Source organism: Moraxella sp. CTOTU49803 (assembly GCF_032097965.1).
Taxonomy (GTDB): Bacteria; Pseudomonadota; Gammaproteobacteria; order Pseudomonadales; family Moraxellaceae; genus Faucicola; species Faucicola tetraodonis.
Genome location: NZ_DAMCJP010000001.1, coordinates 534,225 through 559,706, shown reverse-complemented (window position 1 = coordinate 559,706; position 25,482 = coordinate 534,225). Strand labels below are relative to the sequence as shown.

22 protein-coding genes are annotated in these 25,482 nt (G+C 44.3%); 10 read left to right on the top strand and 12 right to left on the bottom strand.

Translation table 11 applies throughout. The features are described from left to right. Positions 1–110 precede the first annotated feature (110 nt). Positions 111–1,526: an AarF/ABC1/UbiB kinase family protein gene (locus RT422_RS02515; protein ID WP_313421165.1), complete on the top strand. Its 1,416-nt coding sequence runs from the start codon at positions 111–113 to the stop codon at positions 1,524–1,526. A gap of 59 nt (positions 1,527–1,585) precedes the next feature. On the opposite strand, the gene lpxB is transcribed toward RT422_RS02515, so the two are convergent. Beyond that, a complete protein-coding gene (gene lpxB, locus RT422_RS02510; RefSeq protein ID WP_284033970.1) occupies positions 1,586–2,974 on the bottom strand; it encodes a lipid-A-disaccharide synthase in 1,389 nt (462 codons plus the stop codon). Positions 2,975–3,279: 305 nt separating this feature from the next. On the opposite strand from lpxB, the gene RT422_RS02505 reads away from it, so the two are divergent. Beyond that, positions 3,280–4,377: a 3-deoxy-7-phosphoheptulonate synthase gene (locus RT422_RS02505; RefSeq protein WP_284033969.1), complete on the top strand. Its 1,098-nt coding sequence runs from the start codon at positions 3,280–3,282 to the stop codon at positions 4,375–4,377. A gap of 114 nt (positions 4,378–4,491) precedes the next feature. Here RT422_RS02505 and RT422_RS02500 read toward each other — a convergent pair whose 3' ends face one another. Together RT422_RS02500 and RT422_RS02495 are read right to left on the bottom strand one after the other, a co-directional pair. Beyond that, complete coding sequence (locus RT422_RS02500; RefSeq protein WP_284033968.1) at positions 4,492–5,655, bottom strand: PilT/PilU family type 4a pilus ATPase; 1,164 nt, start codon at positions 5,653–5,655, stop codon at positions 4,492–4,494. Between the two features lie 361 nt (positions 5,656–6,016). After that, the gene (locus RT422_RS02495) at positions 6,017–6,292 is read right to left on the bottom strand and encodes a SlyX family protein (RefSeq protein ID WP_284033967.1); all 276 of its coding nucleotides are present in this window, start codon (positions 6,290–6,292) and stop codon (positions 6,017–6,019) included. A 104-nt stretch (positions 6,293–6,396) separates the two neighbouring features. Between RT422_RS02495 and abc-f the strand changes: the two genes are divergently transcribed. Together abc-f and RT422_RS02485 are read left to right on the top strand one after the other, a co-directional pair. Continuing rightward, positions 6,397–8,352 carry a ribosomal protection-like ABC-F family protein gene (abc-f, locus tag RT422_RS02490; RefSeq protein ID WP_313421164.1) on the top strand — a complete coding sequence of 652 codons (1,956 nt, stop codon included), beginning with the start codon at positions 6,397–6,399 and terminating at the stop codon, positions 8,350–8,352. Between the two features lie 157 nt (positions 8,353–8,509). Beyond that, positions 8,510–9,490: a pirin family protein gene (locus RT422_RS02485; RefSeq protein WP_007116756.1), complete on the top strand. Its 981-nt coding sequence runs from the start codon at positions 8,510–8,512 to the stop codon at positions 9,488–9,490. A gap of 65 nt (positions 9,491–9,555) precedes the next feature. Here the strand turns inward: RT422_RS02485 and RT422_RS02480 are convergent, their stop codons facing one another. After that, positions 9,556–9,843, bottom strand: coding sequence for a pyrimidine/purine nucleoside phosphorylase (locus tag RT422_RS02480; RefSeq protein WP_007116757.1), 288 nt, complete (start codon positions 9,841–9,843; stop codon positions 9,556–9,558). A 254-nt stretch (positions 9,844–10,097) separates the two neighbouring features. On the opposite strand from RT422_RS02480, the gene RT422_RS02475 reads away from it, so the two are divergent. Further along, a complete protein-coding gene (locus tag RT422_RS02475; protein ID WP_284033965.1) occupies positions 10,098–11,441 on the top strand; it encodes a lytic murein transglycosylase in 1,344 nt (447 codons plus the stop codon). Between the two features lie 49 nt (positions 11,442–11,490). Here the strand turns inward: RT422_RS02475 and RT422_RS02470 are convergent, their stop codons facing one another. Then, positions 11,491–12,423: an NAD(+) kinase gene (locus tag RT422_RS02470; protein WP_007116759.1), complete on the bottom strand. Its 933-nt coding sequence runs from the start codon at positions 12,421–12,423 to the stop codon at positions 11,491–11,493. Positions 12,424–12,624: 201 nt separating this feature from the next. Here RT422_RS02470 and RT422_RS02465 point away from each other — a divergent pair, with 201 nt between their 5' ends. After that, entirely contained in the window at positions 12,625–13,344 is a 720-nt protein-coding gene (locus tag RT422_RS02465) for a Bax inhibitor-1/YccA family protein (protein WP_007116760.1), read from the top strand. 57 nt (positions 13,345–13,401) lie between these two features. On the opposite strand, the gene pdxH is transcribed toward RT422_RS02465, so the two are convergent. The 4 genes from pdxH to cysS form a co-directional block, all read right to left on the bottom strand. Then, a complete protein-coding gene (gene pdxH / locus RT422_RS02460; protein WP_313421163.1) occupies positions 13,402–14,061 on the bottom strand; it encodes a pyridoxamine 5'-phosphate oxidase in 660 nt (219 codons plus the stop codon). Positions 14,062–14,086: 25 nt separating this feature from the next. Further along, entirely contained in the window at positions 14,087–15,442 is a 1,356-nt protein-coding gene (glmM, locus tag RT422_RS02455; RefSeq protein WP_060994978.1) for a phosphoglucosamine mutase, read from the bottom strand. A gap of 197 nt (positions 15,443–15,639) precedes the next feature. Beyond that, complete coding sequence (guaB, locus tag RT422_RS02450) at positions 15,640–17,106, bottom strand: IMP dehydrogenase (RefSeq protein WP_076776743.1); 1,467 nt, start codon at positions 17,104–17,106, stop codon at positions 15,640–15,642. Between the two features lie 237 nt (positions 17,107–17,343). After that, a complete protein-coding gene (cysS, locus tag RT422_RS02445; protein ID WP_076776672.1) occupies positions 17,344–18,792 on the bottom strand; it encodes a cysteine--tRNA ligase in 1,449 nt (482 codons plus the stop codon). Positions 18,793–18,899: 107 nt separating this feature from the next. On the opposite strand from cysS, the gene RT422_RS02440 reads away from it, so the two are divergent. From RT422_RS02440 to RT422_RS02425, 4 genes are read left to right on the top strand one after another with little or no spacing between them, the layout of a single operon-like run. Continuing rightward, positions 18,900–19,508, top strand: coding sequence for a cob(I)yrinic acid a,c-diamide adenosyltransferase (locus RT422_RS02440; RefSeq protein ID WP_313421162.1), 609 nt, complete (start codon positions 18,900–18,902; stop codon positions 19,506–19,508). Between the two features lie 56 nt (positions 19,509–19,564). Next, positions 19,565–20,281 carry an ATP-binding cassette domain-containing protein gene (locus RT422_RS02435; RefSeq protein WP_313421161.1) on the top strand — a complete coding sequence of 239 codons (717 nt, stop codon included), beginning with the start codon at positions 19,565–19,567 and terminating at the stop codon, positions 20,279–20,281. Beyond that, entirely contained in the window at positions 20,278–21,096 is an 819-nt protein-coding gene (locus tag RT422_RS02430; protein WP_313421160.1) for an ABC transporter permease, read from the top strand. Before RT422_RS02435 ends, RT422_RS02430 begins: the two co-directional genes overlap by 4 nt. 41 nt (positions 21,097–21,137) lie before the next feature. Next, positions 21,138–21,764, top strand: coding sequence for a LysE family translocator (locus RT422_RS02425; protein WP_159676914.1), 627 nt, complete (start codon positions 21,138–21,140; stop codon positions 21,762–21,764). A 4-nt stretch (positions 21,765–21,768) separates the two neighbouring features. Here the strand turns inward: RT422_RS02425 and RT422_RS02420 are convergent, their stop codons facing one another. The 3 genes from RT422_RS02420 to RT422_RS02410 are packed head-to-tail and all read right to left on the bottom strand — an operon-like array spanning position 21,769 to position 25,205. Beyond that, complete coding sequence (locus RT422_RS02420; RefSeq protein ID WP_284033958.1) at positions 21,769–22,497, bottom strand: sulfite exporter TauE/SafE family protein; 729 nt, start codon at positions 22,495–22,497, stop codon at positions 21,769–21,771. 56 nt (positions 22,498–22,553) lie between these two features. Next, entirely contained in the window at positions 22,554–23,852 is a 1,299-nt protein-coding gene (locus RT422_RS02415; protein WP_050324363.1) for an adenylosuccinate synthase, read from the bottom strand. Positions 23,853–23,909: 57 nt separating this feature from the next. Continuing rightward, positions 23,910–25,205 carry an ATP phosphoribosyltransferase regulatory subunit gene (locus tag RT422_RS02410; RefSeq protein ID WP_313421158.1) on the bottom strand — a complete coding sequence of 432 codons (1,296 nt, stop codon included), beginning with the start codon at positions 25,203–25,205 and terminating at the stop codon, positions 23,910–23,912. Positions 25,206–25,482 lie beyond the last annotated feature (277 nt).

The window sequence follows — 25,482 nt, the reverse complement described above, 5'->3', positions numbered from 1 at the left end:
AGTCTTAATCCACTTTATTAAAAATCGGTAACAACAATCAAAGCAAATCATGTGTTAAAATGATTTGCTTTTTATTTGGCTTTTTCTTTCAAAAACATTAGGCACCCTGTATGGCAAATCCGCAAAATTACGATAACCAACCGCTTGAACAGCTCAAAACCTCGGCGCTTGACCGTCGGTTATCGATTGCCAAAGCATCGCTCAATATCGGCAGACGATGGGCGACCAATAGTGCCTTTGGATTATTCAAATCAAAGGAAGAAAAAGCCATACAAAAACAAGCTTTTATGCGTGAGCAAGCGCAATATTTGGTGGATGAGCTGGGTAAACTCAAAGGCTCGGTGGTCAAAATCGGTCAAATGTTAGCACTGTACGGCGAGCATTTTTTGCCCCCCGAAATCACAGAAGCCTTACAAACATTGAACAGCCAGACGACTGCTTTTTCATGGCCAATTATCAAATCCGCGCTACAAACCGAATTGGGCGATACCATCCATGAGTTTGATATCGACCATACCCCAATTGGCACCGCCTCACTTTCGCAAGTACATAGAGCGGTTCATAAAGCCACGGGCGAGCAAGTGGTATTTAAGGTGCAATATCCCAATATCGCTGATGCCGTAGACAGTGACTTGGATTTGTTTCGCCAACTGCTTAAAGTCACCAATGTTGTCCCACAAACCCGTCAACTCGATGATTGGTTTGAAGAAATCCGTGACCTGCTGCATCATGAAGTCAACTACCTCCTAGAAGCAGACACCACTGAGTTATTTTTTCAACGTTTTGCTGGCGATAGTCGCTATGTGGTGCCGCGCATCCTCAAAGCTTATAGCACCGATCGGCTGCTATGTATGACCTATGAAGATGGCGTGTCGATTTTGGATGAGCAAGTATTTGCACTGCCCCAAGAAAGACGAAATGCGATTGGGCAGGCGTCGATTGAAATTATGCTGCGTGAGATTTTTGAATGGGGAGATATGCAGACCGACCCCAATTTTGGCAACTATCTGATTCGCCTTGCACAAAAGCCTGATACACAGCTTGACCAATTGGTGTTATTGGATTTTGGCGCGATTCGTCAGTTTGATGACAATCTGCTACTCATCGCCCGTAATTTGCTGTTGGCAGGGGTTTTTCACGACCGTAGCAAAATGCGCCAAGCGATTGATCAAGCAGGCAAGCATTTTGAATTCTTTGCTAATCTTAGCGATTCGGTAAAAAATGATATGGTAGAGCTATGTTTGCTTGCCAGTGAACCCTTTAGTTTGCCAAGTCGTAATCCGACGATTCCACCGAATGTATTAGATGTACATGGCAATTATATTTGGGCAGAAAGTGATTTACATAACCGTGTCATTAAGCTTGCCAGTAAATCAGCGACTTCGAAATCCTTTAGCGTGCCGCCTAAAGAGCTGATGTTTATTAGCCGTAAATTCATTGGCGCTTATACCTTTATGACGGTGCTTGATGCCAGAACCAAAGCCCATGATTTGATTGCAAAATTCACCTCAGAAGATTGGACGTAAATTTGCCGTCAATATCACCACGCCCAACTTGATAAAGCGTCAAATTTCGTATGGGATTTTTACTGTTTTTTCCACGTCAGCCAATTATCAATCACCGCATTGGCGGGATTGATGTTGCTTTGCTCACGCAGCCATTCTGACGTTTGCCGCAAATCTCGCAGCTGTTCGTTATAATTTTTAACTTTTAATGATTGCTGTACCACACGGCAAATATTGTCTGGGTTGGCGTCTTCTTGTAGCAATTCTGGTACGATTTCTCGACCTGCCAAAATATTAGGCAGTGCCACATACGGCACTTTGACCAGCCGTTTTGCCAGCCAAAAGGTCATTTTATTGAGTGAATATACCACCACCATCGGTTTACCCAGTAGCATGGCTTCAAGCGTGGCGGTACCCGATGCGAGCAGCACTAAGTCTGACGCCGCCATCACCCGTTGGCTAAAATCCGCTTGTGTTTCATCACAGCTCACTGTGACATGATGGCGCACCTGCGCTGATTGGGCTTCTAGATATTGCTCTACGATAGTCAGTAGATGTTGGTTGACCGTTGGTACGATAAAGCATAGCTTATCATCCATAATCAACAGTTGATGAATCGCTTTAAGCATTTTTGGAAAAATCGCATCGATTTCACTGCGTCTTGAGCCTGGCATCACTGCAATGAGATGACTCATCTCAAGCTCGCCCATTTTGACAAAAAACTGATGATAGGTGGGATTATCCCAAATCAACTCACGGCGCAGCTCATCCATAGGCGTTGTAAGCAAATTGTCATCAATGGTCTTGAGAAGTGAATGCCCGACACACACGGCGGGATGATTATGTTTTTGATAGACAGACAACTCAAACGGAAACAAACACAGCACCAAATTGGTGGCGCGTTTGATTTTCTCAATTCGCCCTTCCCGCCATGCCCATATCGATGGGCTGACATATTGCACACAATAAATACCCGCTGATTTTAACCGCTCCCCCAATCGCAAATTAAAATCAGGGGCATCAATACCGACAAAAATATCGATTGAATTTTGTTTGAAAGCCGCCAAAATTTCATCGCGTGCTTTAAACAAATCTGGCAAATGCTTGACCACTTCCACCAAGCCCATCACCGACAAACGAGACATGTCAATCACTGAGTTAAGCCCCTGCGCCTGCATCTGTGCGCCGCCCACGCCCACCCATACAATGTCATCACGCAAATTATTCATCTGGCGCATGAAGTCTGCACCCAGCGCATCGCCTGAGACCTCTCCTGCTACGATACCAATGACAATCGGCTGAAACTTGGTTTTAGCCACGTTCTGTGGCAAGCTCTCTTCATTTAGCTTAGAAAAGCTCGCTTCGCTGACGTTATAAAAGTTGGCTGTGCTTGGGTTAGCAATATCGGTTGCGAGTGTGGCGTTTGCAGCAAGGTCTGAAATGGTTTGTGCAGGGGCGTTAGCGTACATGGGATTAAACAGCCTTGTTTGGTTATCATTTTAAAAAAATATTTTAGGGGTAAACAGATGAAAAGTAAAACCATCAAAAAATTTAAATGACAGTTATTTGTTATTTTGTACTAGTATGCTGATACAATAGTTGTTATACTGTTTTTGTAGGATATGCAGATATCCAAACAAAGTTTAAACATTGACAAAAAATTTTATCAACTGCCAAACTAAAAGTAGGCTTTCCTACTGACTCAAGTAATGACATTATAATTTTTTTGGTTTATAGTGATTTTTTAAATTTTTGCCAACAGCCTGTGAGAATTATGACAACTTTTGCCAAAACTGATATCGCTGATGTAGATAATGTGAATATTGAAGCAATTTTACCGCTAGTGACGCCTGCGGAATTAAAAAACGAACTACCATTGAGCCCCAAAGCTATCGAGACGGTGACCAAAGGTCGCGAAACCGTGCGTAATATTTTAGACGGTAAAGACAAACGTTTATTGATGGTGATTGGTCCCTGCTCGATTCATGACGTCAACGCTGCGCATGAATACGCCGATAAACTGTTGGCTTTATCCAAAGAAATTGAAGACAGTATTTATGTCGTGATGCGTGTATATTTTGAAAAACCTCGTACCACGGTGGGCTGGAAAGGCTTAATCAATGATCCAGACATGAATGATAGCTTTGATATTAATAAGGGCTTGCGTGTTGCGCGCAAACTGCTGCTTGATTTGAATGAAAAAGGCTTACCTTGTGCAACCGAAGCGCTTGATCCCAATACACCGCAGTATATCCAAGATTTAATCAGCTGGTCAGCGATTGGGGCACGTACCACTGAGAGTCAAACTCACCGCGAGATGTCTTCAGGTCTGTCTTGCCCAGTCGGCTTTAAGAACGGTACAGACGGCGGTATGACAGTGGCGGTCAATGCCATGCAAGCGGTCAAATCTGGTCATAGCTTTTTAGGTCTATCTGCCGATGGTCTAGTGTCTATCATTCAATCAAAAGGTAATCCATACGGTCATGTGGTGCTTCGTGGCGGTAATGGCAAACCCAACTATGATGCCAGTGCCGTTGCCCAAGCAGAAAATGAACTTGCTAAAGGTAAAGTCTCAGGCAAAATCATGATTGACTCAAGCCATGCCAATTCAAACAAAGACCCTTACCTGCAACCGATGGTCATTCAAAATATCGCTGAGCAAATCAAACACGGTAATCGCTCGATTATTGGGATGATGGTTGAAAGTCATCTCAAAGGCGGTCGTCAAGATTTGACCGCGGATTTAAGCCAGCTTGAATATGGCAAGTCCATTACCGATGGCTGTATCGATTGGGATACCACAGTCAAAGCGATGCATGACTTGCGTGACGCCATTAAAGATGTATTGCCCACTCGCGAGTTGAATGAGTAACTGTTATTTTTTAAGTGATTAGTAATGAGTAATTGATTATTAATTGACTCTAGTTGTTCAGATAGCTGATTAAAACGCCCTGTGTTACTTGTTTAGTCACAGGGTGTTTTTTTATTAGAGCTTTAACTCACTTGTACTTTGCGTGCCACCTTCACCACGTCGGCTTTTAAGTTTGATTTGCAACCGCAATTCGTTGGCAGAGTCGGCATTGCGAATTGCTTCATCATACGAGATGGCGCCTTCATCGTATAGATCAAATAAGGCTTGGTCAAAGGTTTGCATACCCAATTCCCGAGATTTGGTCATCAGCGCTTTAATTTCATGAAAATTACCCTTTAATATCAAATCCGCCATCAATGGGGTATTAAGCATAATTTCTACCGCTGCCCGACGACCTTTACCATCTTCTGTACGAATCAAACGCTGCGAAATGATAGCTTTCATATTCGATGACAAGTCCATCAGCAATTGGTTACGACGCTCCTCTGGAAAAAAGTTGATAATACGATCTAAGGTTTGGTTGGCATTATTGGCATGCAAAGTGCCTAAACATAAGTGACCTGTTTCAGCAAATGCAATGGCGTTTTCCATGGTTTCAGTATCACGAATTTCCCCAATCAAAATCACATCAGGCGCTTGGCGCAAGGTGTTTTTGAGTGCGTTATGCCATGAATGACTATCCACGCCTACTTCACGGTGGGTGATCATGGATTGTTTGTGCTTGTGCACATATTCCACTGGGTCTTCGACAGTGATGATGTGGCCTGCGGAGTTTTCATTACGATGGTCAATCATTGCCGCCAGCGATGTTGATTTACCTGACCCCGTTCCCCCTACGACCAACACTAACCCACGTTTTTCCATGATAATTTTTTTGAGCTGCTCAGGTAGCAGCAGCTGTTTAAAGTTGGGTATTTCTGCCGTAATAGTACGAATCACCATACCGACTTGTAATTGCTGCTGAAACACATTAACCCGAAATCGCGATACATTGGGCACATTAATCGCAAAGTTACACTCAAGATTGGTTGCAAATTCTTCGCGCTGTTTTTGGTTCATCAAACTATAGGCAAACAGTTTGGTTTTTTCAGCCGTCAGTGGTTGTTTATTGAGCGGCTTCATGAGCCCGTGATATTTAATACTGGGTGGAAAATCCGCTGAGATAAATAAATCAGAACCACCGATTTCTACCACTTTGGACAGCATATTAAACATGACTGTTTTGGCTTCATGTAACGTTTCTTCGGCAACACTGATTAAAGATTCATTATGACTCATATAGGATATTCCTAACAATAAATGAAAGCAGATTATTTGGTCACAGCACTATGCTTGCTTGAAATACTTGTGAAACTTATTTGCTATGCTGGTGAAAATTTATAGATACATGTACAAAATTTACTTTAAAAAAATGACTCATTTAACCTCTCATCCTTGCCTATCTTTGACGGCACGCCTTGATAAAGCATTGATAAAGCAGTTTGCGTTTGATATCCATCACGGTCAATTTTTGCAGAGTTTGTTGCTGATAGTCAGATTCAACTAGCTACCATTGTTTTTTCCTATTTAGGACATTGGCAGTCTATGGCGCATAAAACGCTTGCCATCTTGATAAAAATTTCAATTTTTGTCAATAAAATTAGTAATGCGGCGGTTTATCGCTCAACAAATCAAACGGCTGGATTTGTGAGCCTTGCGTTTGAGTTTCCAATTTTTGATAAAGTAGCTGTAATTGCCGTTGTTGGTCAGTAATCAACTGGCTTTGCTCGGTGACGATATTATCAAGTTTATCCAATGTATCTTCCATAAACACCACTTGCGTTTGTAAATCAATCAACGCTTGGGTTAATTTTTCTACCATGGTAACCCACCCATTGTCATCGCTTGTCTGTTTTTGGTAATCTTTTTCGCTCATTTAGAATGCCTCATAACTTTCCCCACAATTTTTTGCCATAAAGTCTGCTACAATAGCCGCATTTTCCTATTATACAAACATTTTTACTAAACTTTGAGAAAGTTATGGCACTGATTCATTTACGAGATATTCATTTGGCATTTGGTATTGCACCGATTTTGGACGGTATTGATTTTAATATCGAACAAGGCGAACGCGTGTGTTTGATTGGGCGCAATGGTGAAGGCAAATCAACTTTATTTAAGGTGATTAGCGGTCAAGTCAAAGCGGACAGTGGCGAATTCCAAATCAGTGGCAATTTGAAAATTGCCATGCTTGAGCAAGACATTCCAGAAACGTCAGGCAAAGTCAGTGACATCGTTATGGCAGGTGCAGGCGATGTGGCAACATGGCTGACAGCCTACGAGCAAGCCAGCGACAAATGCGCTAGTGGTGACATGAAAGCCTGTGAATTAATGTCAGATTTGCAGCATAAAATTGATGATGCCCATGGGTGGGACTTGACCCGTGAAGTACAGACCATGCTGTCCATGATGAATTTGGACGGCGATGCCGATATTAGTGAATTATCGGGCGGTCGCAAACGCCGTGTACTGCTTGCGCGTGCGCTGATTACCAAACCTGATGTGCTACTACTTGACGAGCCGACCAACCATTTGGATGTCGAAAGTATCGAATGGCTTGAGCAATTTTTACAAAACGCGCAAGGATTAACCCTGCTGTTTATCTCGCATGACCGCTCGTTTATTGACAAAATCGCCACCCGCATTGTCGAGCTTGACCGCGGTATATTGCGCAGTTATGACGTCACCAAGCAAGCAGGCAATGTCAATAAAGGCTATGCCCGCTACCAAGAGCTTAAAGAACAACAACTGAGTGCCGAAGAAAAAGCCAATGCCAATTTTGATAAAAAACTGGCTGAAGAGGAAGTGTGGATTCGTCAAGGTATCAAAGCACGCCGCACCCGCAATGAAGGTCGCGTGCGCGCGTTAAAGGCGCTACGTGAAGAACGTAAAGCGCGCCGCGAGCAAGTCGGACAAGTTAACATCAGCATGAACGATGGCGAAAACAGCGGCAAATTGGTTGCCAATGTCAAACATCTCAATCTAGGTTATGGCGATAAAACCTTGGTAAAAGATTTTAACACCAGCATCATGCGTGGTGACCGTATTGGTATTATCGGTAAAAACGGTGTTGGCAAATCCACGCTCATTCATGCGATTTTGGATATTCCACAGCCTGATATCACCAAATCTGGCTCAGTCAAATTAGGCACCAATCTACAAATCGCCTTTCTTGACCAATTACGTGACCAACTTGATCTGGAAGCGACCGTGGTACAAAACGTCGCAGAAGGTTCTGATTTTGTAGAAGTGGCGGGTAAAAAGAAACATATCATCGGCTATTTGCAAGATTTCTTATTTGCCCCAGAACGCGCAAGAACACCGGTCAAAGCCTTGTCAGGCGGCGAGCGCAACCGCGTTTTGCTAGCCAAACAGCTACTAAAACCTGCAAATATCTTGGTACTTGATGAGCCGACCAATGACTTGGATATGGCAACCCTAGAGCTGTTAGAAGAAGCCGTCGATAGCTTTAATGGCACTATCTTACTGATTAGCCATGACCGTACCTTTATGGACAATGTCGTAACATCAACTTGGGTTTTTGATGAAGATAGCGATGGCAATGGTATTGTCAAAGAATATGTCGGCGGCTATCAAGACTATTTGACGCAAAAATCCCGTGAACAAGCGATTAAACCCAAAGCGGACAAATCAGAAAAGACAGCAGTAAAGCCTAAAGAAGCCATTAACACTAATGCACCAAACACTGATACCGTGAAGAAAAAACTGAGCTACAAAGAACAGCGTGAATTGGATAGTCTCCCCGATGAAATCGCGGCACTCGAGCAAGAGCAAGCTGAAATTCAAGACAAATTAGCCGATGGCAGCTGGTTTGTGAGTGATATGGCAGCCGCTACCCAAGCCAGTGAACGTCTCAACGAGATTGATGATTTGTTACTTGAAAAAATGGCACGATGGTCAGAACTTGATGATTAAAATCATTAAATAATTTATGAAGGCAATGTTAGCAATTAACTTTGCCTTTTTTTATCTTTTATTTTAGTTAATATTTACAATCAACAATACTATGTAATTTATACTTGAAAATAGCCTTTTTGCTCCTATATTATAGCTATCAATAAGGAGAAAAATCATGGCCATGCAAAATAGCAAGCAAAATAGCAATAAAACTTACCGACAAGTCGACAAAATCCATGCCGCCCCGCGCCCCCATTGGGTGGGTGATGGTTTTCATGTCAACCCGATGTTCAATCACATGGTGGGTGATAAACGCACCGATCCTTTTTTAATGCTCGACTATGCGGCAACACAGTATTTCGAACCCAATACTCAAGCCCCTCGCGGTGTCGGACAACATCCGCACAAAGGCTTTGAAACGGTAACTATCGCCTATGCAGGTGAAGTCTCCCACCGTGATTCTAGTGGCGGTGGCGGTACTATTAAGACAGGTGACGTGCAATGGATGACGGCGGGCAATGGCGTGATTCATGAGGAATTTCACTCCCCTGAATTTAGCCAAGCAGGCGGTGATTTTAGCATGGTACAGCTTTGGGTCAATCTACCTGCCAAAGATAAAACCACGCCTGCCAAATACCAACATCTTGGCAATGATGATATGCCTGTGGTCAGTCTACATGATGATGAAGGACTACATGCAGGACAAGTTAAGGTAATTGCTGGGGAGTTTACCCCTGCTATCAATGCCAAAGCTCCTCAGCAGGGTGACAATAAGGCACGCGGCATTGGCACGACTTTTACCCCCATTAACTTGTGGGATATCAGTATTGAACCCAATCGCTCAATAGAAGTCGCGATTTCTCGCACTCACAATTTGTTGTTATTGTCGATGCAAGGCGATGTTATTATCAACGCCGATCACGACCAGCAAGCACACGCCAATCAATTAATCACTTTTGAGATTGAAAGTGGCGAGACGGGCGAGGATTTTGTACGCTTAACTGCAGGCAAAGCGGGGGCGAAAATTTTGCTGATGAGTGGTGAGCCGATTAATGAGCCCGTGGTGGGTTATGGGCCTTTTGTGATGAATAGCCAAGCCGAAATCCGTCAAGCCATCTTAGATTTTAATGCCGGAAAATTTGGCGGTATTCAATAAATTTTTGGTTAAAAAAAGCGATATCATGGATTTGATATCGCTTTTTTATTACTGATTTATCTTGATTATTTATCTTGGTAAGTACAAAGATAAGCCGTTTCTTCGTCAATTTTTACCTTGAATTTTTGGTTAGCATCGACGGTAAAGGTGTCATGGGCTTTAAAAGTTTGCCAGTCAGTTTGGTTTGGCAACAATGCCGAGATAGCCCCGCTAATGACAGTCATGGTTTCAAATTGACTTGTGCCAAATTCGTATTCGCCTACTTTCATCACGCCCACGGTCGCAGGTAGGGTGGCTGTTTGAAAACCGATTGATGCCACATTGCCATCAAAATATTGATTGACTTTTAGCATAGTTATTCCTCAAAATTAGCTAGTATAAACCGATTATCATAAACTTTTTTGACCAATTATCAATCCTATTTTCCAAAAAACGCTGGCAAAACTGCCAAAATCTGGCAAATACTTTTACCGCAATTTTTGTAGTATTTTTATATCAATTATTCCTTAACAATTAAAATTTCCTATTTTTGTGCTATATTCAATTTTTTTACCACTGTTGTTATGTTTGTACGCATTTAGCTTGTATTAATTGAGGTTATTGCTCTATGTATGTTAAATATTCGTCGTCTATCGTCGCTTTATCGCTCTGTTTGTCGCAGCGTTTTGCTGGTCAAAAACTGGCATTACCTGTCAGCTTGGCGGCATTGTTGGCAGCTTGTTCATCAGCACCTATTCAAACCCAACCCCAAAAATTACCAGGTACGTTGCCGACTGCCCCTGTGGTCATTACCGTACCACCTAAAGTCACGCCCGTGCCACCTGTGACTGTTCCAACCAATCAATACAGCAGCTTCTATCAGTGGAAATCGGATTTTATTGAACGCGCTGTGCAAAAAGGTTACCCCCGTGCTGATGTTGAACGCTTGCTGTCTAGTGCCAACTACAGCGAGCAAGTGGTGTCACTGGATAAAGGACAGCCCGAATTTGCCAAAATGCCTTGGGAATATATCGATGGTGCCGCGTCGAGTGGTCGAGTCAGTGGGGGTCAGCGCAATTTTGCCAGCCAAAGCGCGCTACTTGATCGCATTGAAAATCAGTATGGTGTGCCGGCCTCTATTGTGACTGCCATTTGGGGCATGGAATCTTCATATGGTCAAGGCACAGGCAACTCATCACTGGTCAATAGTTTGGCGACATTGGCATATGATGGTCGTCGCCGCAGTTTTGCAGAGGATCAGCTACTAGCGCTGTTGTCGCTGCTTGAGCGTGGTGATATTGATTGGTCGCAACTGCGCGGCTCTTGGGCAGGTGGGATGGGACATACCCAATTTATTCCCAAAACTTGGTTAGATGAAGCAGTAGATGGCAATGGTGATGGTCATCGTAACCCTTGGCATACCGCTGATGCGTTAGCCTCTACCGCAAGCTATCTTAAAAATGCCGGCTGGCAGCGTGGTATGGGCTCGTACTATGAGGTACGATTACCGAGTGGTTTTGATTATCGCCAGGTCAGTAGCAAAAAAACCATGTCGGACTGGCAAAATTTAGGTGTTCAATTTATCACCCCAAATGCGCCGATGGATGCGATGGCAGAATTGTGGCTCCCTGCAGGTAAAGAGGGTCCTGCGATTTTATTAACCAAAAATTTTGATGCCATTAAGGTATACAATAATTCCTCCAATTATGCTATGGGAGTGAGCTTACTTGCCAAAGCTATTATCGGGCAGCCAGGCTTGCAGCAATCTTGGCCACGCTATGAGCAGCCACTTGCTACTTATGAAGTACGCCAACTGCAACAGCGTTTGACGGCAATGGGCTATGATACCAAAGGGTCAGATGGCGTCGTAGGCACCAATACCAAATTGGCATTTCAGCGCTGGCAAGCCGACCATAACCAAATCCCAGATGGATTCATCTCAAAACGCTCGGCAAGTGGGCTGATTAATTAAGGTATTTTGTCATAAAAAAGCCACCGAATGATTCAGGTGGCTTTTTTATTTAATTATCCATACTAAATTCTTCAGCGTAGCTATTCCAGCCGAGTTTGGTACGGCAAGCTTCAAAAAAATCCACCCCAGGTGGGTGTAATAACGTGAGTTTGTTCGGATGCTTGTGAATCACTAAACGCTGGTTTTGGTTGAGCGGCACCGACGGTTTGCCATCTGCACTCACCATCGGCTGGGTGCGGTTATCTTTATGGATGCGGATTTTGATTTCGCTATTGCCGCTGACCACAATCGGGCGGCTTGATAAGGTATGTGGATGCATAGGCACCAGACAAATGGCATCCATACTAGGATGAATAATCGGCCCGCCACCTGATAGCGCATAAGCGGTGGAACCCGTTGGTGTGGAGGCAATCAGACCATCACTGTGCTGACGATAGACATTAAGCCCATCAATTTTTAAATGAAAATCTAGCATATGCACTGATTTTCCTGCATGCAGCACAATGTCATTTAGCGCCATATCTTCATAAATCACATGTGCACCTTGACGGATTTCCATCTTTAGCAAGAATCGATCTTCAAGCTGATAATGACCTTGTAAAATACTGGTCAATTTTACGTTTAAATCATCAGGATAAATGTCAGTTAAAAACCCTAGACGTCCGCGGTTCACCCCCACTACGGGCACCTTGTGTTTGACCAGTACTTGCGCCGCATGTAGGAGCGAGCCATCACCACCGACCACAATGACCAAATCACAAGCACCGCCGAGCAAACTTCGCTCAATCGTAGCAATGTCACCCAGACGTGCAAAACTCAATGCCGGCAACCGTGCCGTCTGATGGTCAATTAATAAAGGCAACCCTTGCTCATGAAAAAAGTCACAAATTTGGTAGATACTTTGAATGACACTTGGCTTGTTGGCACGACCCATAATGCCGATACGCCCAAAGGCAGGATTGGGAATAAGTGTGGACGTCATAGCAGAAAATTAACTGATAAAGATTGAACTATTTTATCACAGCTTACTGGCTCACGTTATGCCCAATCAGTATTTTATATTACAAAATTGCTAACCTTCGTTGTGCAGTTAATGTATACAAACTCATTGCTATTTGCTAATTTAAGGTGATTAACATATAGCTAACTTTTGAAATTTTTTAACTCTTGGGAGCAAATTTTTATGGCAAATCCGATTATATCTCGTGCTGAACTTGCGGTTAGTACGACACCAATGACGGTCAAAGGGGTCATCCGAAAAACCTCTTTTCTGTTAGGTTTGACAACCTTGTCAGGTGTTGGATTTTTTGGCTATTGCCTAGCTAGTGGCGTCACTTCAGGTTTTGTTAGTGTAGCGGCTTTAGCCAGTATCTTGGTGGCTTTTGTATTGAGTATGGTAATTATCTCAAAACCCCACATAGCTAAAACATTGGCGATTCCCTATGCCATTTTAGAGGGCATCGTGATTGGCGCGATTTCCCTGTTTGCTAGTATTAAGTTTCCCACAGTGGCTCCGACGGCGTTGGTCGCAACTTTTGTAACCGCTGCAGTGATGCTGGCGCTTTATCGCAGTGGCGTGATTAAAGTCACCCAAAAATTTCGTTCTGTGATGATGTCGGCTGTGATTGCTATCATGCTGGTGTATCTGGTACAAATCGGGTTTAGCCTATTTGGTAGCTCACTGCCGTATTTGTTTAGCGGTGGCGTGGTGGGTATTGGTTTTAGCTTGCTGGTGATTGTGATTGCGTCATTGAGCTTGTTATTAGATTTTGACAGTGTTGAGCGAGCATATGCCGCAGGGGTGGATGAAAGCTATGAGTGGGTACTAAGCGTTGGTATCTTATCAACACTGGTGTGGATGTATATTGAGTTTGTGCGTTTACTGCGTTCACTGCAAAACTAATTTTTATCAAATAAAAAAACACGGTTTAAAATACCGTGTTTTTTTATGGCTTGTAGTTTAAGGTAATAAGCGTTCCATCACCCATTGGTCGCCATCTAGCGAATAGACAATTCGGTCATGCATACGATTGGCTCTACCCTGCCAAAATTCGATTTTTTCTACGGTCAGCAGATAGCCTCCCCAAAATTCTGGTAAAGGAATTGGGTTGTCCCCGTACTGCACAGTTAATTGGGCAAATTTGTCTTCCATTACCTCGCGGCTAGCAACCACGCTGCTTTGTGGCTCGCTGACCCAAGCGGCTAATTGGCTGTCACGGGGGCGGCTATGAAAATACTGAGCAGATTGTTCACGGCTAACCTTTTGCACAGCGCCGGTAAGACGGATTTGTCTTTCTAGGCTCGGCCAAAAAAATAATGCTTCTGCATTGGGGTTGGTCGCCAAATCACAGCCTTTGGCACTGTCGTAATTGGTATAAAACACGAGGCCAATGCCCGCGTTTTCCAATTGGATAATTTCACGCATCAGTAGGGTACGCACACTTGGCTGCTTATCACGTCCACAAGTCGCCAGTGAAAACGCATACGCTTCCCCTTGCTTGGCATCAATTGCTTGTTGCACCCAAGTTTGTAGTAAGCCAAACGGCTGCTCTGGCAAGTGTGATTCGATAAGCTCGCCTTGCTCATAAGATAATCGTTGACTGGTAAAATCAATACTCATTTTTTATCCTTAGCAAATGTCAACTTTACGCCATCACTTGGCGTACTTTTTCAGCAAGTTCATTGGCTAGCATATCACACTCAATCTCATCATCGCTTTCGACCATTACCCGAATCAATGGCTCTGTACCTGATTGACGAATCAGTAAACGACCCCGTCCTGTCAATTTTTCTTCGGCAGCTTTAAACGCATTTGCCAATTCTGGGAAGGTATAGGGATCTTGTTTTTGCGCCAATCTGACATTGACCAATTTTTGTGGTAGCTGCGTATAACCCTTCATCAGCTCTGATAATGATTGTTTGCTCTGCGCCATCACCGCAAGCACTTGCAAACCTGCCACAATCGCATCGCCCGTACTGGCTTTATCTAGCGTTAAAATATGACCCGATGACTCACCGCCCAGTACCCAGCCATTTTTTTCAAGTCCTTGCATGACATAGCGGTCGCCGACTTTGGCGCGCTCAAAGGCAATACCGGCTTTGTCAAACGCCAATTGCAGACCCATGTTGGTCATCAAGGTACCTACCACGCCATCGACTTGTTGCGCTGCTTGGGTGGCTAAAATATATAAAATGCCATCACCATCAACCAACTCGCCTTTTTCATTGACCATGATGATACGGTCGCCATCGCCATCTAAAGCAATACCCACTTGGGCATCATGGTCAAGCACCGCTTGTTGCAAGTTTGCCGGATGCGTAGAGCCGACATTGTCGTTGATATTAATGCCATCGGGTTTATCGCCAATCGCAATTACGGTCGCACCTAACTCACGTAATACACGGGGTGCGACACTGTATCCTGCGCCATTGGCACAGTCAACGACGATTTTTAGGGCATTTAAATTTAGATTATAGGGGAAAGTGCCCTTACAAAACTCGATATAGCGACCTTTGGCATCTTCCACACGATAACTTTTGCCTAGCGCTTCTGGGGTATCAATGACGACATTGATATCTTTGATTTCATCAATTTTTTCATTGATGGCTTGTTGAATTTCATCTGACAGCTTTTTGCCTTCATTGGAGAAAAATTTGATACCGTTGTCATAAAACGGATTGTGGGATGCGGATATCACCACGCCCGCATCAGCGTGAAAACTTCGGGTCAAATGCGCGATGGCAGGGGTTGGAATAGTGCCTAGCATATGCACATCTACTCCTGCAGCGTTAAATCCTGCTTGCAGACAGGCTTCAATAACATAGCCAGAGAGCCGCGTATCTTTACCAATGACGACATTGGGACGATGATTTTCGTTTGGGGTCGCTTGGTTAGCTAGCAGCACTTTACCCGTGGCATAGCCTAGTTTGATTAAAAACTGCGGATGTATCGGAAATTCCCCAAACTTACCACGAATACCATCAGTACCAAAATAACTCATTTAATTCTCCTTTGTCGCCCATTGTTATAAGAATATAAAATTTTAGCATAGCAAAATTTCACGCATGTTGCGACATCTGTTTGTTTTTATGGGTCACTCGGCAAGGTGTCAATCTAGGCTGTAAAAACTTTGGGCGATAAATTGGGCTATAAAAAAACTGGGTAGTTAACCCAGTTTTAGCGCAATCAACGTATCACTTAGTTTACACGGTAATTAGGGGCTTCTTTGGTGATTTGTACGTCATGTACGTGAGATTCTTTCATACCGGCCGAAGTCACACGTACAAACTGTGGTTTGCTACGCATTTCTTCAATATTGGCACAGCCTGTATAGCCCATTGACGAACGTAAGCCACCGGCTAATTGGTTGATGATACCGTTCATTGGACCTTTGTAAGGGACGCGACCTTCGATACCTTCGGGTACCAATTTTTCTACCCCTTCTTTGGCGTCTTGGAAATAACGATCGGATGAACCGTTTTGTCCTGACATCGCACCTAGCGAACCCATACCACGGTAGGCTTTGTAGTAGCGACCTTGGAATAGCTCCACTTCCCCTGGCGCTTCTTCAGTACCTGCAAGTAGAGAACCCACCATGATAGAAGAGGCACCCGCTGCTAACGCTTTCGCCATATCGCCTGAAAAACGGATACCACCATCGGCTATCAGAGGAATGTCATTTTTTAGCGCATCAGCCACGTTACTAATCGCTGAAATTTGCGGTACGCCAATACCTGCGATAATACGCGTAGTACAAATAGAGCCCGGACCGATACCCACTTTGACCGCATCGGCACCCGCATCACGCAACGCGAGTGCCGCATCAGCAGTGGCGATATTACCGCCAATCACTTGGATGTTTGGATAGTTCTTTTTCACCCAAGCCACGCGATCGATGACGCCTTTTGAATGACCATGTGCGGTATCTACAACAATCACGTCCACATCAGCAGCGATGAGCGCTTCAACGCGAGCTTCGGTATCTGCCCCCGTACCCACTGCAGCGCCAACACGTAGGCGACCTTTACCATCGCGGCAAGCATTTGGGTTGTTTTCAGCTTTGGTGAAATCATTGACAGTAATCAAGCCTTTTAATTGAAAATTGTCATCCACAACAATCACTTTTTCGATGCGGTGTTCGTGTAGCAAACGTTTAATATTCTCTGTCGGCTCGCCTTCTTTGACTGTCACCAATTTTTCTTTTGGGGTCATGATATTGCGAACAGGCTGGCTTAGATTATTTTCAAAACGGATATCACGGTGGGTGACGATACCGACCACTTGGTTACCTTCTACCACAGGCACACCGCTAATTTTGTTTTCTTTGGTGATGCGAAGCAATTCGCCTACACTGGTATCGGGTGATACGCTGATAGGATCAACAACCGTACCAGCTTCAAATTTTTTCACCCGGCGTACTTGCATGGCTTGTAAATCAATGTCCATGTTTTTGTGCAAAATCCCCATACCGCCAAGCTGGGCAATGGTAATTGCCATTTGCGATTCAGTCACAGTATCCATCGCAGCAGATACGATGGGTAAATTTAGCTCAATACCGCGCGTCAAACGGGTTTTTAAATCTACCATCTTAGGCAAGACTTCAGAATAAGCAGGTAGTAGCAGCACATCATCAAAGGTAAGTGCTTCATCAACGATTCGTAACATAAAGACCTCGGAGCAGTTAAGAGTAGTTAAATAGTAATTAAAATTTTGTCGTGGTGAAAAATTTGACAGCCAAAAAACCGCAAAAGGCTGAACAGTTCCCTGCCCAGCCTTTGGATTTAGCGTGTTGTCATTGGTATGTTCAATTGACACCATCGTTTAGTTTTTGATTAACCGTCTATTCTAGCTAAAATCGGTTAAATTATCAAGCAATTTAAACCGTGACAGGTTAAAATCAGCTTAAACACGGCGCCAAGTCGTGCCATTTTTACCGTCTTCTAGCTCAACGCCTTGGGCCTTCAAATCATTACGAATTTGGTCAGCTTTGGCAAAGTCTTTATCCGCTTTGGCTTGCTTGCGCGCTTCGATGAATGCTTCAATCTCGCTATCACTTAACCCGGTCGTTTCGCCCACTTTCGCTTGTAAAAAATCGGTTGGATTAAGCTGTAAGATATTGAGCGGTTGTGCCAAATCTTTTAGCAATGTTGCCAGTGCCAGCGCTTGGGCATTGCCTTCAGCGGTTTCGAGATTAACCGCTTTGTTGATTTCACGCGCCAGACTAAATAATACACTCACCGCCCCGGCACTGTTAAAATCATCGCACATTGCTTGATTAAAAGGGGTTTCAAACGGAGCTTTATCAATCTCGCCCGCTGGTTGGGTTAGGCTTTCTACAGATTTTAAGGCTTGATACAGACGCGTGAGGCTGGTTTGGGCTTCTTTAAGCGCGCTATCTGAGAAATTCACTGGACTGCGATAATGACTCGATAAAATAAAGAAACGAATGGTCTCTGGGTGAAATTGCCCCATCACATCGCGAATGGTAAAGAAATTACCCAGTGATTTTGACATTTTCTCGCCATCAACATTTATAAAGCCCACATGCATCCAGTTGTTGGCATAAGTTTTACCAGTTGCGCCTTCAGATTGGGCAATTTCGTTTTCGTGGTGCGGAAACTGCAAATCATGCCCGCCGCCGTGGATATCGAAGGTGTCGCCCAAACAGCAAGTACTCATCGCCGAACATTCGATATGCCAACCTGGGCGACCCACACCCCAAGGTGATTGCCATTTGGTCTCAGATGGCTCTGTTTCTTTGGCAGATTTCCACAATACAAAGTCAAACGGATTTTTTTTGTCTGTCTCAACATTCACCCGCTCACTGGCACCCGCTTGCATATCGGCTAAGCGACGCTTTGAGAGCTTGCCATACTCAGCAAAATTTTCGACCGCATAATAGACGTCGCCCGTTGCGCCTTGATAGGCTAACTTTTTGCTTTCCAGCGTTTGGATTAGATGCTGCATCTGTGGGATAAAATCCGTGGCTTTTGGCTCACTATTAGGACGCTCACAGCCCAGATTGTCCGCATCTTCATGCATGGCTTTGATAAAGCGGTCTGTCAACTGATAGATACTTTCGCCATTGTCCTTAGCGCGGTTAATAATTTTGTCATCAATATCGGTAATATTACGCACATAATTGACATCATAGCCAATATGACGCAGCCAGCGCACGACCACATCAAAGCCGACCATGACCCGTGCATGACCAATGTGGCAATAATCATACACCGTCATCCCACATACATACATGCCAACTTTGCCTGCTTCTAAGGGCGTGAATGGGCGTTTTTGTCCACTCATCGAGTCATATATGGTAATCGGCATGGGCTGTGTCAGCTGTGTCATGGGATAGTCACCTTTGCAAGTTGGGTAAAAAAGACAATCGGTTATCATACCGAAATTTTGTTAAAAGTGCTATGATTTGGCATATTTCACACTTTAAGGTCTCTACAATGGGCAATCGATTATCAAAGATTTACACCCGAACGGGCGATGACGGCACCACTGGCATGGCGGATGGTTCACGGATGTCTAAAGCAGACTTACGCTTTGACGCCATGGGCAAAATTGACTTATTAAACTCCCAAATCGGTTTATTGCGGGGCTATCTTACTCAAGATAACCATACTAAAAACAGCCAAGCCCAACCTAACCATGTCCAACCCAACCACGCCCAATTTGATGCTAAGTTAAGCCGCTTGCAGCACCAGCTTTTCAATCTAGGGGGTGAACTTGCCATGCCCGAATACCGCGGGATTTTGGCAGACTATGTGACGGAGCTGGAAAATCAAATTGATGAGTGGAACACCCATTTACCACCCCTCAAAGATTTTATCTTGCCTGCAGGTACCATTGTGACTAGCCAAGTGCATATCGCTCGCTGTTATTGTCGAGACGCTGAGCGCCTACTCGTGGCATTAAACTCGCGGGATGATAATGTCTCACCACTCAGTCTACAGTTTATCAATCGTCTGTCCGATTGGCTGTTTGTATTGGCGCGTGTCGTTGCTCGGTTGGATGCCGGTCAAGAAGTGCTTTGGGATAAAACCACCCTGTCATAACTCTATCACGATACTTTAAAACGCTATACATTAAAAAAACTATACTTCAAAAAGCCATGCTGCAATTTAGCCAACTGTCTTACCAAATCGACAATCGAACACTCGTCAATCATGTTTCAGGTGAAATCCATGACCATAACTTTATTATCATCACCGGGCAGTCTGGCAGTGGCAAATCGTTACTGCTAAAGCTACTAGCAAGCCTATTACCTATGTCAGCAGGTCACATTACATTAAACGGCAAAAATTTGACCGACTTGACACCAGCTACTTGGCGCTCACAGGTGGCCTATATTGCGCAACTAAGTGAGATGATTGAGGGCAGCGTCTTAGATAACTTGACCCTGCCCTTTAGCTTTGCACTGTATAAAGACAAAAAACTCGATGTATCTTGGCATGAACAGCAGCTAGTTAACCTTGGCAAATCACCCCAGTTTTTACAGCAAGATAGCCGCAGCTTATCGGGTGGCGAAAAACAGCTTGTCAACTTATTACGCACGCTACAGTTGCACCCGACCATTTTATTACTCGATGAGCCTACTGCTTCCCTTGATACCACTACCACCCACCAAGTCGAAACATTGATTAACCACTGGTATCAATCCACCCCCAATGCTAGCGTGGTGTGGATCAGCCATGAGCCGACCCAAATTCAGCGCTTATTGGCGATTGGCACTAGCCACTGGACGATGGCTAATGGTCAATTGAGCAATGACGAGTTAACAATCGATAGCAAAATACGCGCATCCATAGTACAAGGCAATCAGCCATGATGATATTAGCAATCACCATGCCCGCTATCTCCTACCTACAAGTGGCGCTAGCAAGTCTGGCATTATTACTGGTGATGGCAATCAGTGTTTGGTTGAAATTGGGTATCGTCAAATCCCTGCTCATTGCAAGTTTTCGCACGGTGGTTCAACTAAGTCTCATTGGACTGGTACTTGCGTGGATTTTTGCCAGAGAGCAATGGTATGAAGTGTTGGCGATTTTGACTTTTATGTCGATTATCGCCACTATCGCTGCCAAAAATCGGGTTAACAAACCCTATAAAGGGTTATTTTGGGATACGGCATTGGCGGTGTTTGTCAGTAGTTGGGTGGTAGCTATATTTGGTGGTGGGTGGGTGCTGTCAGACAACGCTGCTACATGGTTTCGCCCGCAAGTGATGATACCGTTATTGGGGCTGATTTTAGGTAATTCATTGACCGCTGTCTCACTCTCTATGAACCAACTTGTCAGCAGTTTTCATCGCGAACAAAGTATGATTAATACTTATTTGGCATTGTCCGCCACGCCTTGGGAAACTGCAAAACCCTACGTCATTGCTGCCATTCAAAATGGCATCACACCGACGATTAACAGCATGATGGTGGTGGGGGTAGTGAGCTTGCCGGGTATGATGACAGGACAAATTTTGGCAGGCGCAGACCCGCACCAAGCCGTGCTTTATCAAATTATTACCCTGTTTTTAATTGCCACCAGCAGTACCTTAGGGTGTACAATAGCGACTTTGCTGATTTTTCGACGGTTTTTTAACCCGCAATGGCAGTTTGTCATTCCACCCACTGCCAAGACTTCTCATTAACCGTTGATTGGCTATCTTTCACTTATTTACTAAAAATTCTAATGACCCTGCAAAATTTCTTATTTTTTTTAATCAGTACTTGCCTTATCTCAGCAGCGCCTGGCTCTAATATGCTGTTAGCGTTCCAATTTGGTGTCAATTATGGCATCAAAAAAACCCTGTGGACGTTAGCAGGGCTGAGCATGGGTTTATTTATATTACTGACAACGTCACTGTTAGGGCTAGGGCTTATCAGTACCAATGCGCCTTTTTTGCTGACCATTATCAAAGTCGTTGGCGCGCTGTATTTAGCCTATCTTGGGATAAAATCTTGGCGCCAAGCTGACAGCGAATTGCACAGTGACCAGTTACAGGTCATACCGACCCCCGCGCAACTGTTTAAAACAGGGGTTTGGGTGTCATTGTCCAACCCCAAGGCGATTTTGTTTTTTGCCGCATTTTTCCCCAAATTTATCAATTTTTCCGCGCCTTTATTGCCGCAATACCTCATACTCACGGTGGGTTTTTTTATGATTGAGATAACGTGGCAGCTGGTTTATACCATGAGCGGCAAAAAACTGTCGGATTGGCTGCAATTGGGCAATCGCTTGATGTGGCTTAATCGATTATGTGGCTTGATATTTATCATCATCGCCATGGCGCTCATCACTGAGATTTTTTGGCATTAGGGGTTCAAAAAAAATAGCGGTGGACGATATCGACAATCAATTTGAGCGCTATGAGGGTGAGTAGATACGGCAGGACTTTTTCTAGCCAGTCTAAACGGATTTTATGGCGAAGTCGGGTACCAAGCCATGAGCCAACGGTTGCCATGATGACCATCATCACTAGCAATTGCCAATAATCGGCAAACACAAATCCCATCGCCACATAAACTATCAATTTAGCGGTATGCACCACCGTCATCATCAAGGCGCCCGTGGTAACGACGACATTGTTATCATCATAGTACTTATTGAGCATGGCGATATTGAGTGGACCCGGTGTGCCAACAAACACGCCCAAGCCCGTTTGTGCAAATCCGACCAAAAAGAAACTTTCAAAACGGCGAATCACTCGGTTAAAAGTGCTTGACCAAGTTATTAGTAAGATATAAATGCCGATAAATAACGGAATAAGCTCTAAATGGATAAAGCGCACAAGCACGCCAAATACCAACAGTCCCGTCAATGAGCCCGCCAAAAATTGCCAAAAATAGGTAAAGTCTAAGGCAGCCCGACCAAACCAAGCGCGCGTGGCATTACTGACAAGCTGGGTCACGCCATGCACTGGCACAATCGCTGCAGCAGGCACAAAAAATGGCATCAGTCCAATGAGTATCATGCCGCCGCCCACGCCTGTGATAGCGGTTAAAGCAGAGGTTAATAAATTGGCTAAGGCGAGTAAGCTATCATTCAGCATTTTTTACCCTAAAATAAAAAACCCGATGTGACATCGGGTTTTTTGATGAGTGAGGGTTAGGCATCGTATGGGTCGCGTAGCACGATGGTTTCGGCACGGTCAGGACCTGTTGAGATAATGTCAACGGGACACTCGATAAGCTGCTCAATGCGTTTGATATAAGCTTTGGCATTTTCAGGTAGCTTGTCATACTCTGTCACACCCACAGTGCTAGTTTTCCAACCTGGCAAAGTTTCGTAGATGGGTTTGACATTCTCATAAAACTCCGCATCGCTAGAGCCGCAAACTTCACCACTTGGCAACTCATAACCCGTGCAGATATTGAGCTGATCAAGGTCATCTAACACATCAAGCTTGGTCAAGCAGATACCAGATAGTGAGTTTAGTACCACAGCACGGCGTAGAATCGCTGCATCAAACCAACCACAACGACGGGCGCGGCCCGTGGTAGCACCAAATTCTTGACCCACAGTACCGATGTGCTCACCGATATCATCAAATAGCTCAGTTGGGAAAGGACCAGCGCCCACGCGTGTGGTGTAAGCCTTGGTGATACCCAATACATAGTCAAAGTACAAGGGGCCAAGACCCGTGCCCGTCGCCACGCCGCCAGCGGTGGTATTTGAGCTGGTAACGAAGGGATAAGTGCCGTGGTCAACGTCAAGCAACGTACCTTGCGCACCTTCAAACATTAAGTTTTTGCCTTCTTTGCATAGCTTGTCAAGCTCGCCCGTCACATCAGCTACCAAGTCTTTTAGCGCATCACGCCACTCTTCTGCCAACTTTAAGGTCGCATCAAAATCAACTGCGTCCACCCCATAATATTGGGTCAAGGCAAAGTTATGGTACTCAAGGTTAGTTTTTAGTTTATCGGCGAAGTCAGCTCGCAACAAGTCAGCAAAACGCAAGGCACGGCGCGCTACTTTATCTTCGTAGGCAGGGCCGATACCACGCCCGGTCGTGCCAATTTTGTTGTTACCACGTTTGACTTCACGGGCTTGGTCAAGCGCTACATGCTGTGGCATGATCAGTGGGCAGTTGGGTGAAATACGAAGTCGCTCACGCACAGGCACGCCTGCTTCAACCAGTGATTGCATTTCTTTTAATAGCGCGTCTGGGGCTAGCACCACGCCATTACCGATGTAGCAAGTAACCCCTTCACGTAGAATACCCGATGGAATCAAATGTAATACGGTTTTTTTACCGCCAACGACTAAGGTGTGACCGGCATTATGACCGCCTTGGTAGCGCGCCACCGCACTGGCTTTTTCAGTCAATAAATCAACGATTTTGCCTTTACCTTCATCGCCCCACTGGCTACCAAGGACAACGACGTTTTTTCCCGTATGTTTCATGATAAGTCACCTTTTATCAAAGTAATTGCTAAAAACAAATTTACAACAGCTTAAAAATTAATTTTCTGCCAAATGCTCTAAGTACCAAACCCCATTCGCTACTTGCAAGCGATGCGTGGTTTGCTCAGGTTCATCGGTTTCATCCAACGCAATCATCACCCGATGCCCTTCTTGGCGTAGTGAGTCAATCGCTTGTTTGAGGGCGGGCGCATCAGGATGATTGGGTACATGTAAAATAGTTTGTACATGGCTATAAGGCACCACGGTAAAAGGCTGCTCATGTATTTGGATATGATTTTGCCAACGGTTTAGCTCGCAGCTAAAGCCAACGCCGGAACGCACGGCATCGGTATTATCAACTTCGTGATGAAAATGGTTGCTAAAACGACCACCACGAATCAGCGGCAATGACTCATCTGCCACGTACACATTAAAGACAACGCCTGTATGATAGTGATATCCCAATCCTGTGACATCGACACTGACATTGGCATCCCAGTGGTTTTCAAGATAGCTCACCAAATAAGTCAAATCAGACAAGGCTTTGGCAATGATAGCATCGTGTTTAGCTTGAGTTGAGAGTCGTTCGCTCAGTTTTTGCAAGTCATTACCTGCCTCGCCAAGCACATAAAAATCGTTGGCAAATTCGCCAAACTGGCGCATTTTGCTGGTCAAAAGTTTCAGCTCGGGTAATGCTTTATTAGCATAGAGCTCAATTAGTTTTTCTTGCAGATGCGTAGGTACACTGCCAAGCTGGCAAAGCTGCTGAAAAATCGCCACATGACCAATATCAATATGCGAGCGTGCAATCACATCCGTACTATCTAACAAGGTAAATAGCACATCTAATAGCTCCACTTCACTGGCTAGTGAATCGGTACCAAAAATCTCAGCGCCCAACTGTAGCGGGGTGCGCGAACCAAATAAGCCCTTTGGCATGGTATAGATTACATGCCCTGCATAACAATAGCGGGAAATTGATTTTGATGGGTTACTAGTGTCTTGATTATTGTGTAGACGCGCATCAATCCGCGCAATTTGTGGGGTAATATCTGCGCGTACCCCCATGAGCCGACCGGTTAGCTGATCAATGATTTTAAAAGTTTGTAATTTAACATCTTCAGACGCATAGCCGAGCAAGCTTTCAGTATATTCAATCATAGGCGGGCTAATAAATTCATAGCCATGGCTGATTAAAATACGGGTCAGTTGATAACGCAAGGTTTCTTGCTTTACCGCTTCGGTTGATAGTAAATCGACAACCCCATCGGGTAATAGCCAAGTATTTTTTGTATTAAGATAAAAAGCAGACTGATTTGCCACGTTTGTGGAATTTGATGCTAAATTTGACACAATAAATCCTAAGGATGATTAAATGATATATCACTAGACATGACAACAAGCGGCCATATGAAAACATAGACCATGAATTACCATGTAAAATCATAGAATAATCGATGAGAAGGGCACTTACAAAAATAAAATAAGCAAAGAATAAAATAAGGGCACTTTTCCTTTTCATTGTATCATAGCTTCACTGGGCTTAGGCATTTTTTTATTGCCCAATTTTTTATGCTAAACTCCTATAAAATTTTATTGAAACTTATTTATTAAAACTTACACCCATGCA

What these genes read in the sequence shown, in the direction of transcription:
- RT422_RS02515 (WP_313421165.1), top strand. Translation starts at nt 111, where the DNA reads ATGGCAAATCCGCAAAATTACGATAACCAACCGCTTGAACAGCTCAAA.
- lpxB (WP_284033970.1), bottom strand. Translation starts at nt 2,974, where the DNA reads ATGTACGCTAACGCCCCTGCACAAACCATTTCAGACCTTGCTGCAAAC.
- RT422_RS02505 (WP_284033969.1), top strand. Translation starts at nt 3,280, where the DNA reads ATGACAACTTTTGCCAAAACTGATATCGCTGATGTAGATAATGTGAAT.
- RT422_RS02500 (WP_284033968.1), bottom strand. Translation starts at nt 5,655, where the DNA reads ATGAGTCATAATGAATCTTTAATCAGTGTTGCCGAAGAAACGTTACAT.
- RT422_RS02495 (WP_284033967.1), bottom strand. Translation starts at nt 6,292, where the DNA reads ATGAGCGAAAAAGATTACCAAAAACAGACAAGCGATGACAATGGGTGG.
- abc-f (WP_313421164.1), top strand. Translation starts at nt 6,397, where the DNA reads ATGGCACTGATTCATTTACGAGATATTCATTTGGCATTTGGTATTGCA.
- RT422_RS02485 (WP_007116756.1), top strand. Translation starts at nt 8,510, where the DNA reads ATGGCCATGCAAAATAGCAAGCAAAATAGCAATAAAACTTACCGACAA.
- RT422_RS02480 (WP_007116757.1), bottom strand. Translation starts at nt 9,843, where the DNA reads ATGCTAAAAGTCAATCAATATTTTGATGGCAATGTGGCATCAATCGGT.
- RT422_RS02475 (WP_284033965.1), top strand. Translation starts at nt 10,098, where the DNA reads ATGTATGTTAAATATTCGTCGTCTATCGTCGCTTTATCGCTCTGTTTG.
- RT422_RS02470 (WP_007116759.1), bottom strand. Translation starts at nt 12,423, where the DNA reads ATGACGTCCACACTTATTCCCAATCCTGCCTTTGGGCGTATCGGCATT.
- RT422_RS02465 (WP_007116760.1), top strand. Translation starts at nt 12,625, where the DNA reads ATGGCAAATCCGATTATATCTCGTGCTGAACTTGCGGTTAGTACGACA.
- pdxH (WP_313421163.1), bottom strand. Translation starts at nt 14,061, where the DNA reads ATGAGTATTGATTTTACCAGTCAACGATTATCTTATGAGCAAGGCGAG.
- glmM (WP_060994978.1), bottom strand. Translation starts at nt 15,442, where the DNA reads ATGAGTTATTTTGGTACTGATGGTATTCGTGGTAAGTTTGGGGAATTT.
- guaB (WP_076776743.1), bottom strand. Translation starts at nt 17,106, where the DNA reads ATGTTACGAATCGTTGATGAAGCACTTACCTTTGATGATGTGCTGCTA.
- cysS (WP_076776672.1), bottom strand. Translation starts at nt 18,792, where the DNA reads ATGACACAGCTGACACAGCCCATGCCGATTACCATATATGACTCGATG.
- RT422_RS02440 (WP_313421162.1), top strand. Translation starts at nt 18,900, where the DNA reads ATGGGCAATCGATTATCAAAGATTTACACCCGAACGGGCGATGACGGC.
- RT422_RS02435 (WP_313421161.1), top strand. Translation starts at nt 19,565, where the DNA reads ATGCTGCAATTTAGCCAACTGTCTTACCAAATCGACAATCGAACACTC.
- RT422_RS02430 (WP_313421160.1), top strand. Translation starts at nt 20,278, where the DNA reads ATGATGATATTAGCAATCACCATGCCCGCTATCTCCTACCTACAAGTG.
- RT422_RS02425 (WP_159676914.1), top strand. Translation starts at nt 21,138, where the DNA reads ATGACCCTGCAAAATTTCTTATTTTTTTTAATCAGTACTTGCCTTATC.
- RT422_RS02420 (WP_284033958.1), bottom strand. Translation starts at nt 22,497, where the DNA reads ATGCTGAATGATAGCTTACTCGCCTTAGCCAATTTATTAACCTCTGCT.
- RT422_RS02415 (WP_050324363.1), bottom strand. Translation starts at nt 23,852, where the DNA reads ATGAAACATACGGGAAAAAACGTCGTTGTCCTTGGTAGCCAGTGGGGC.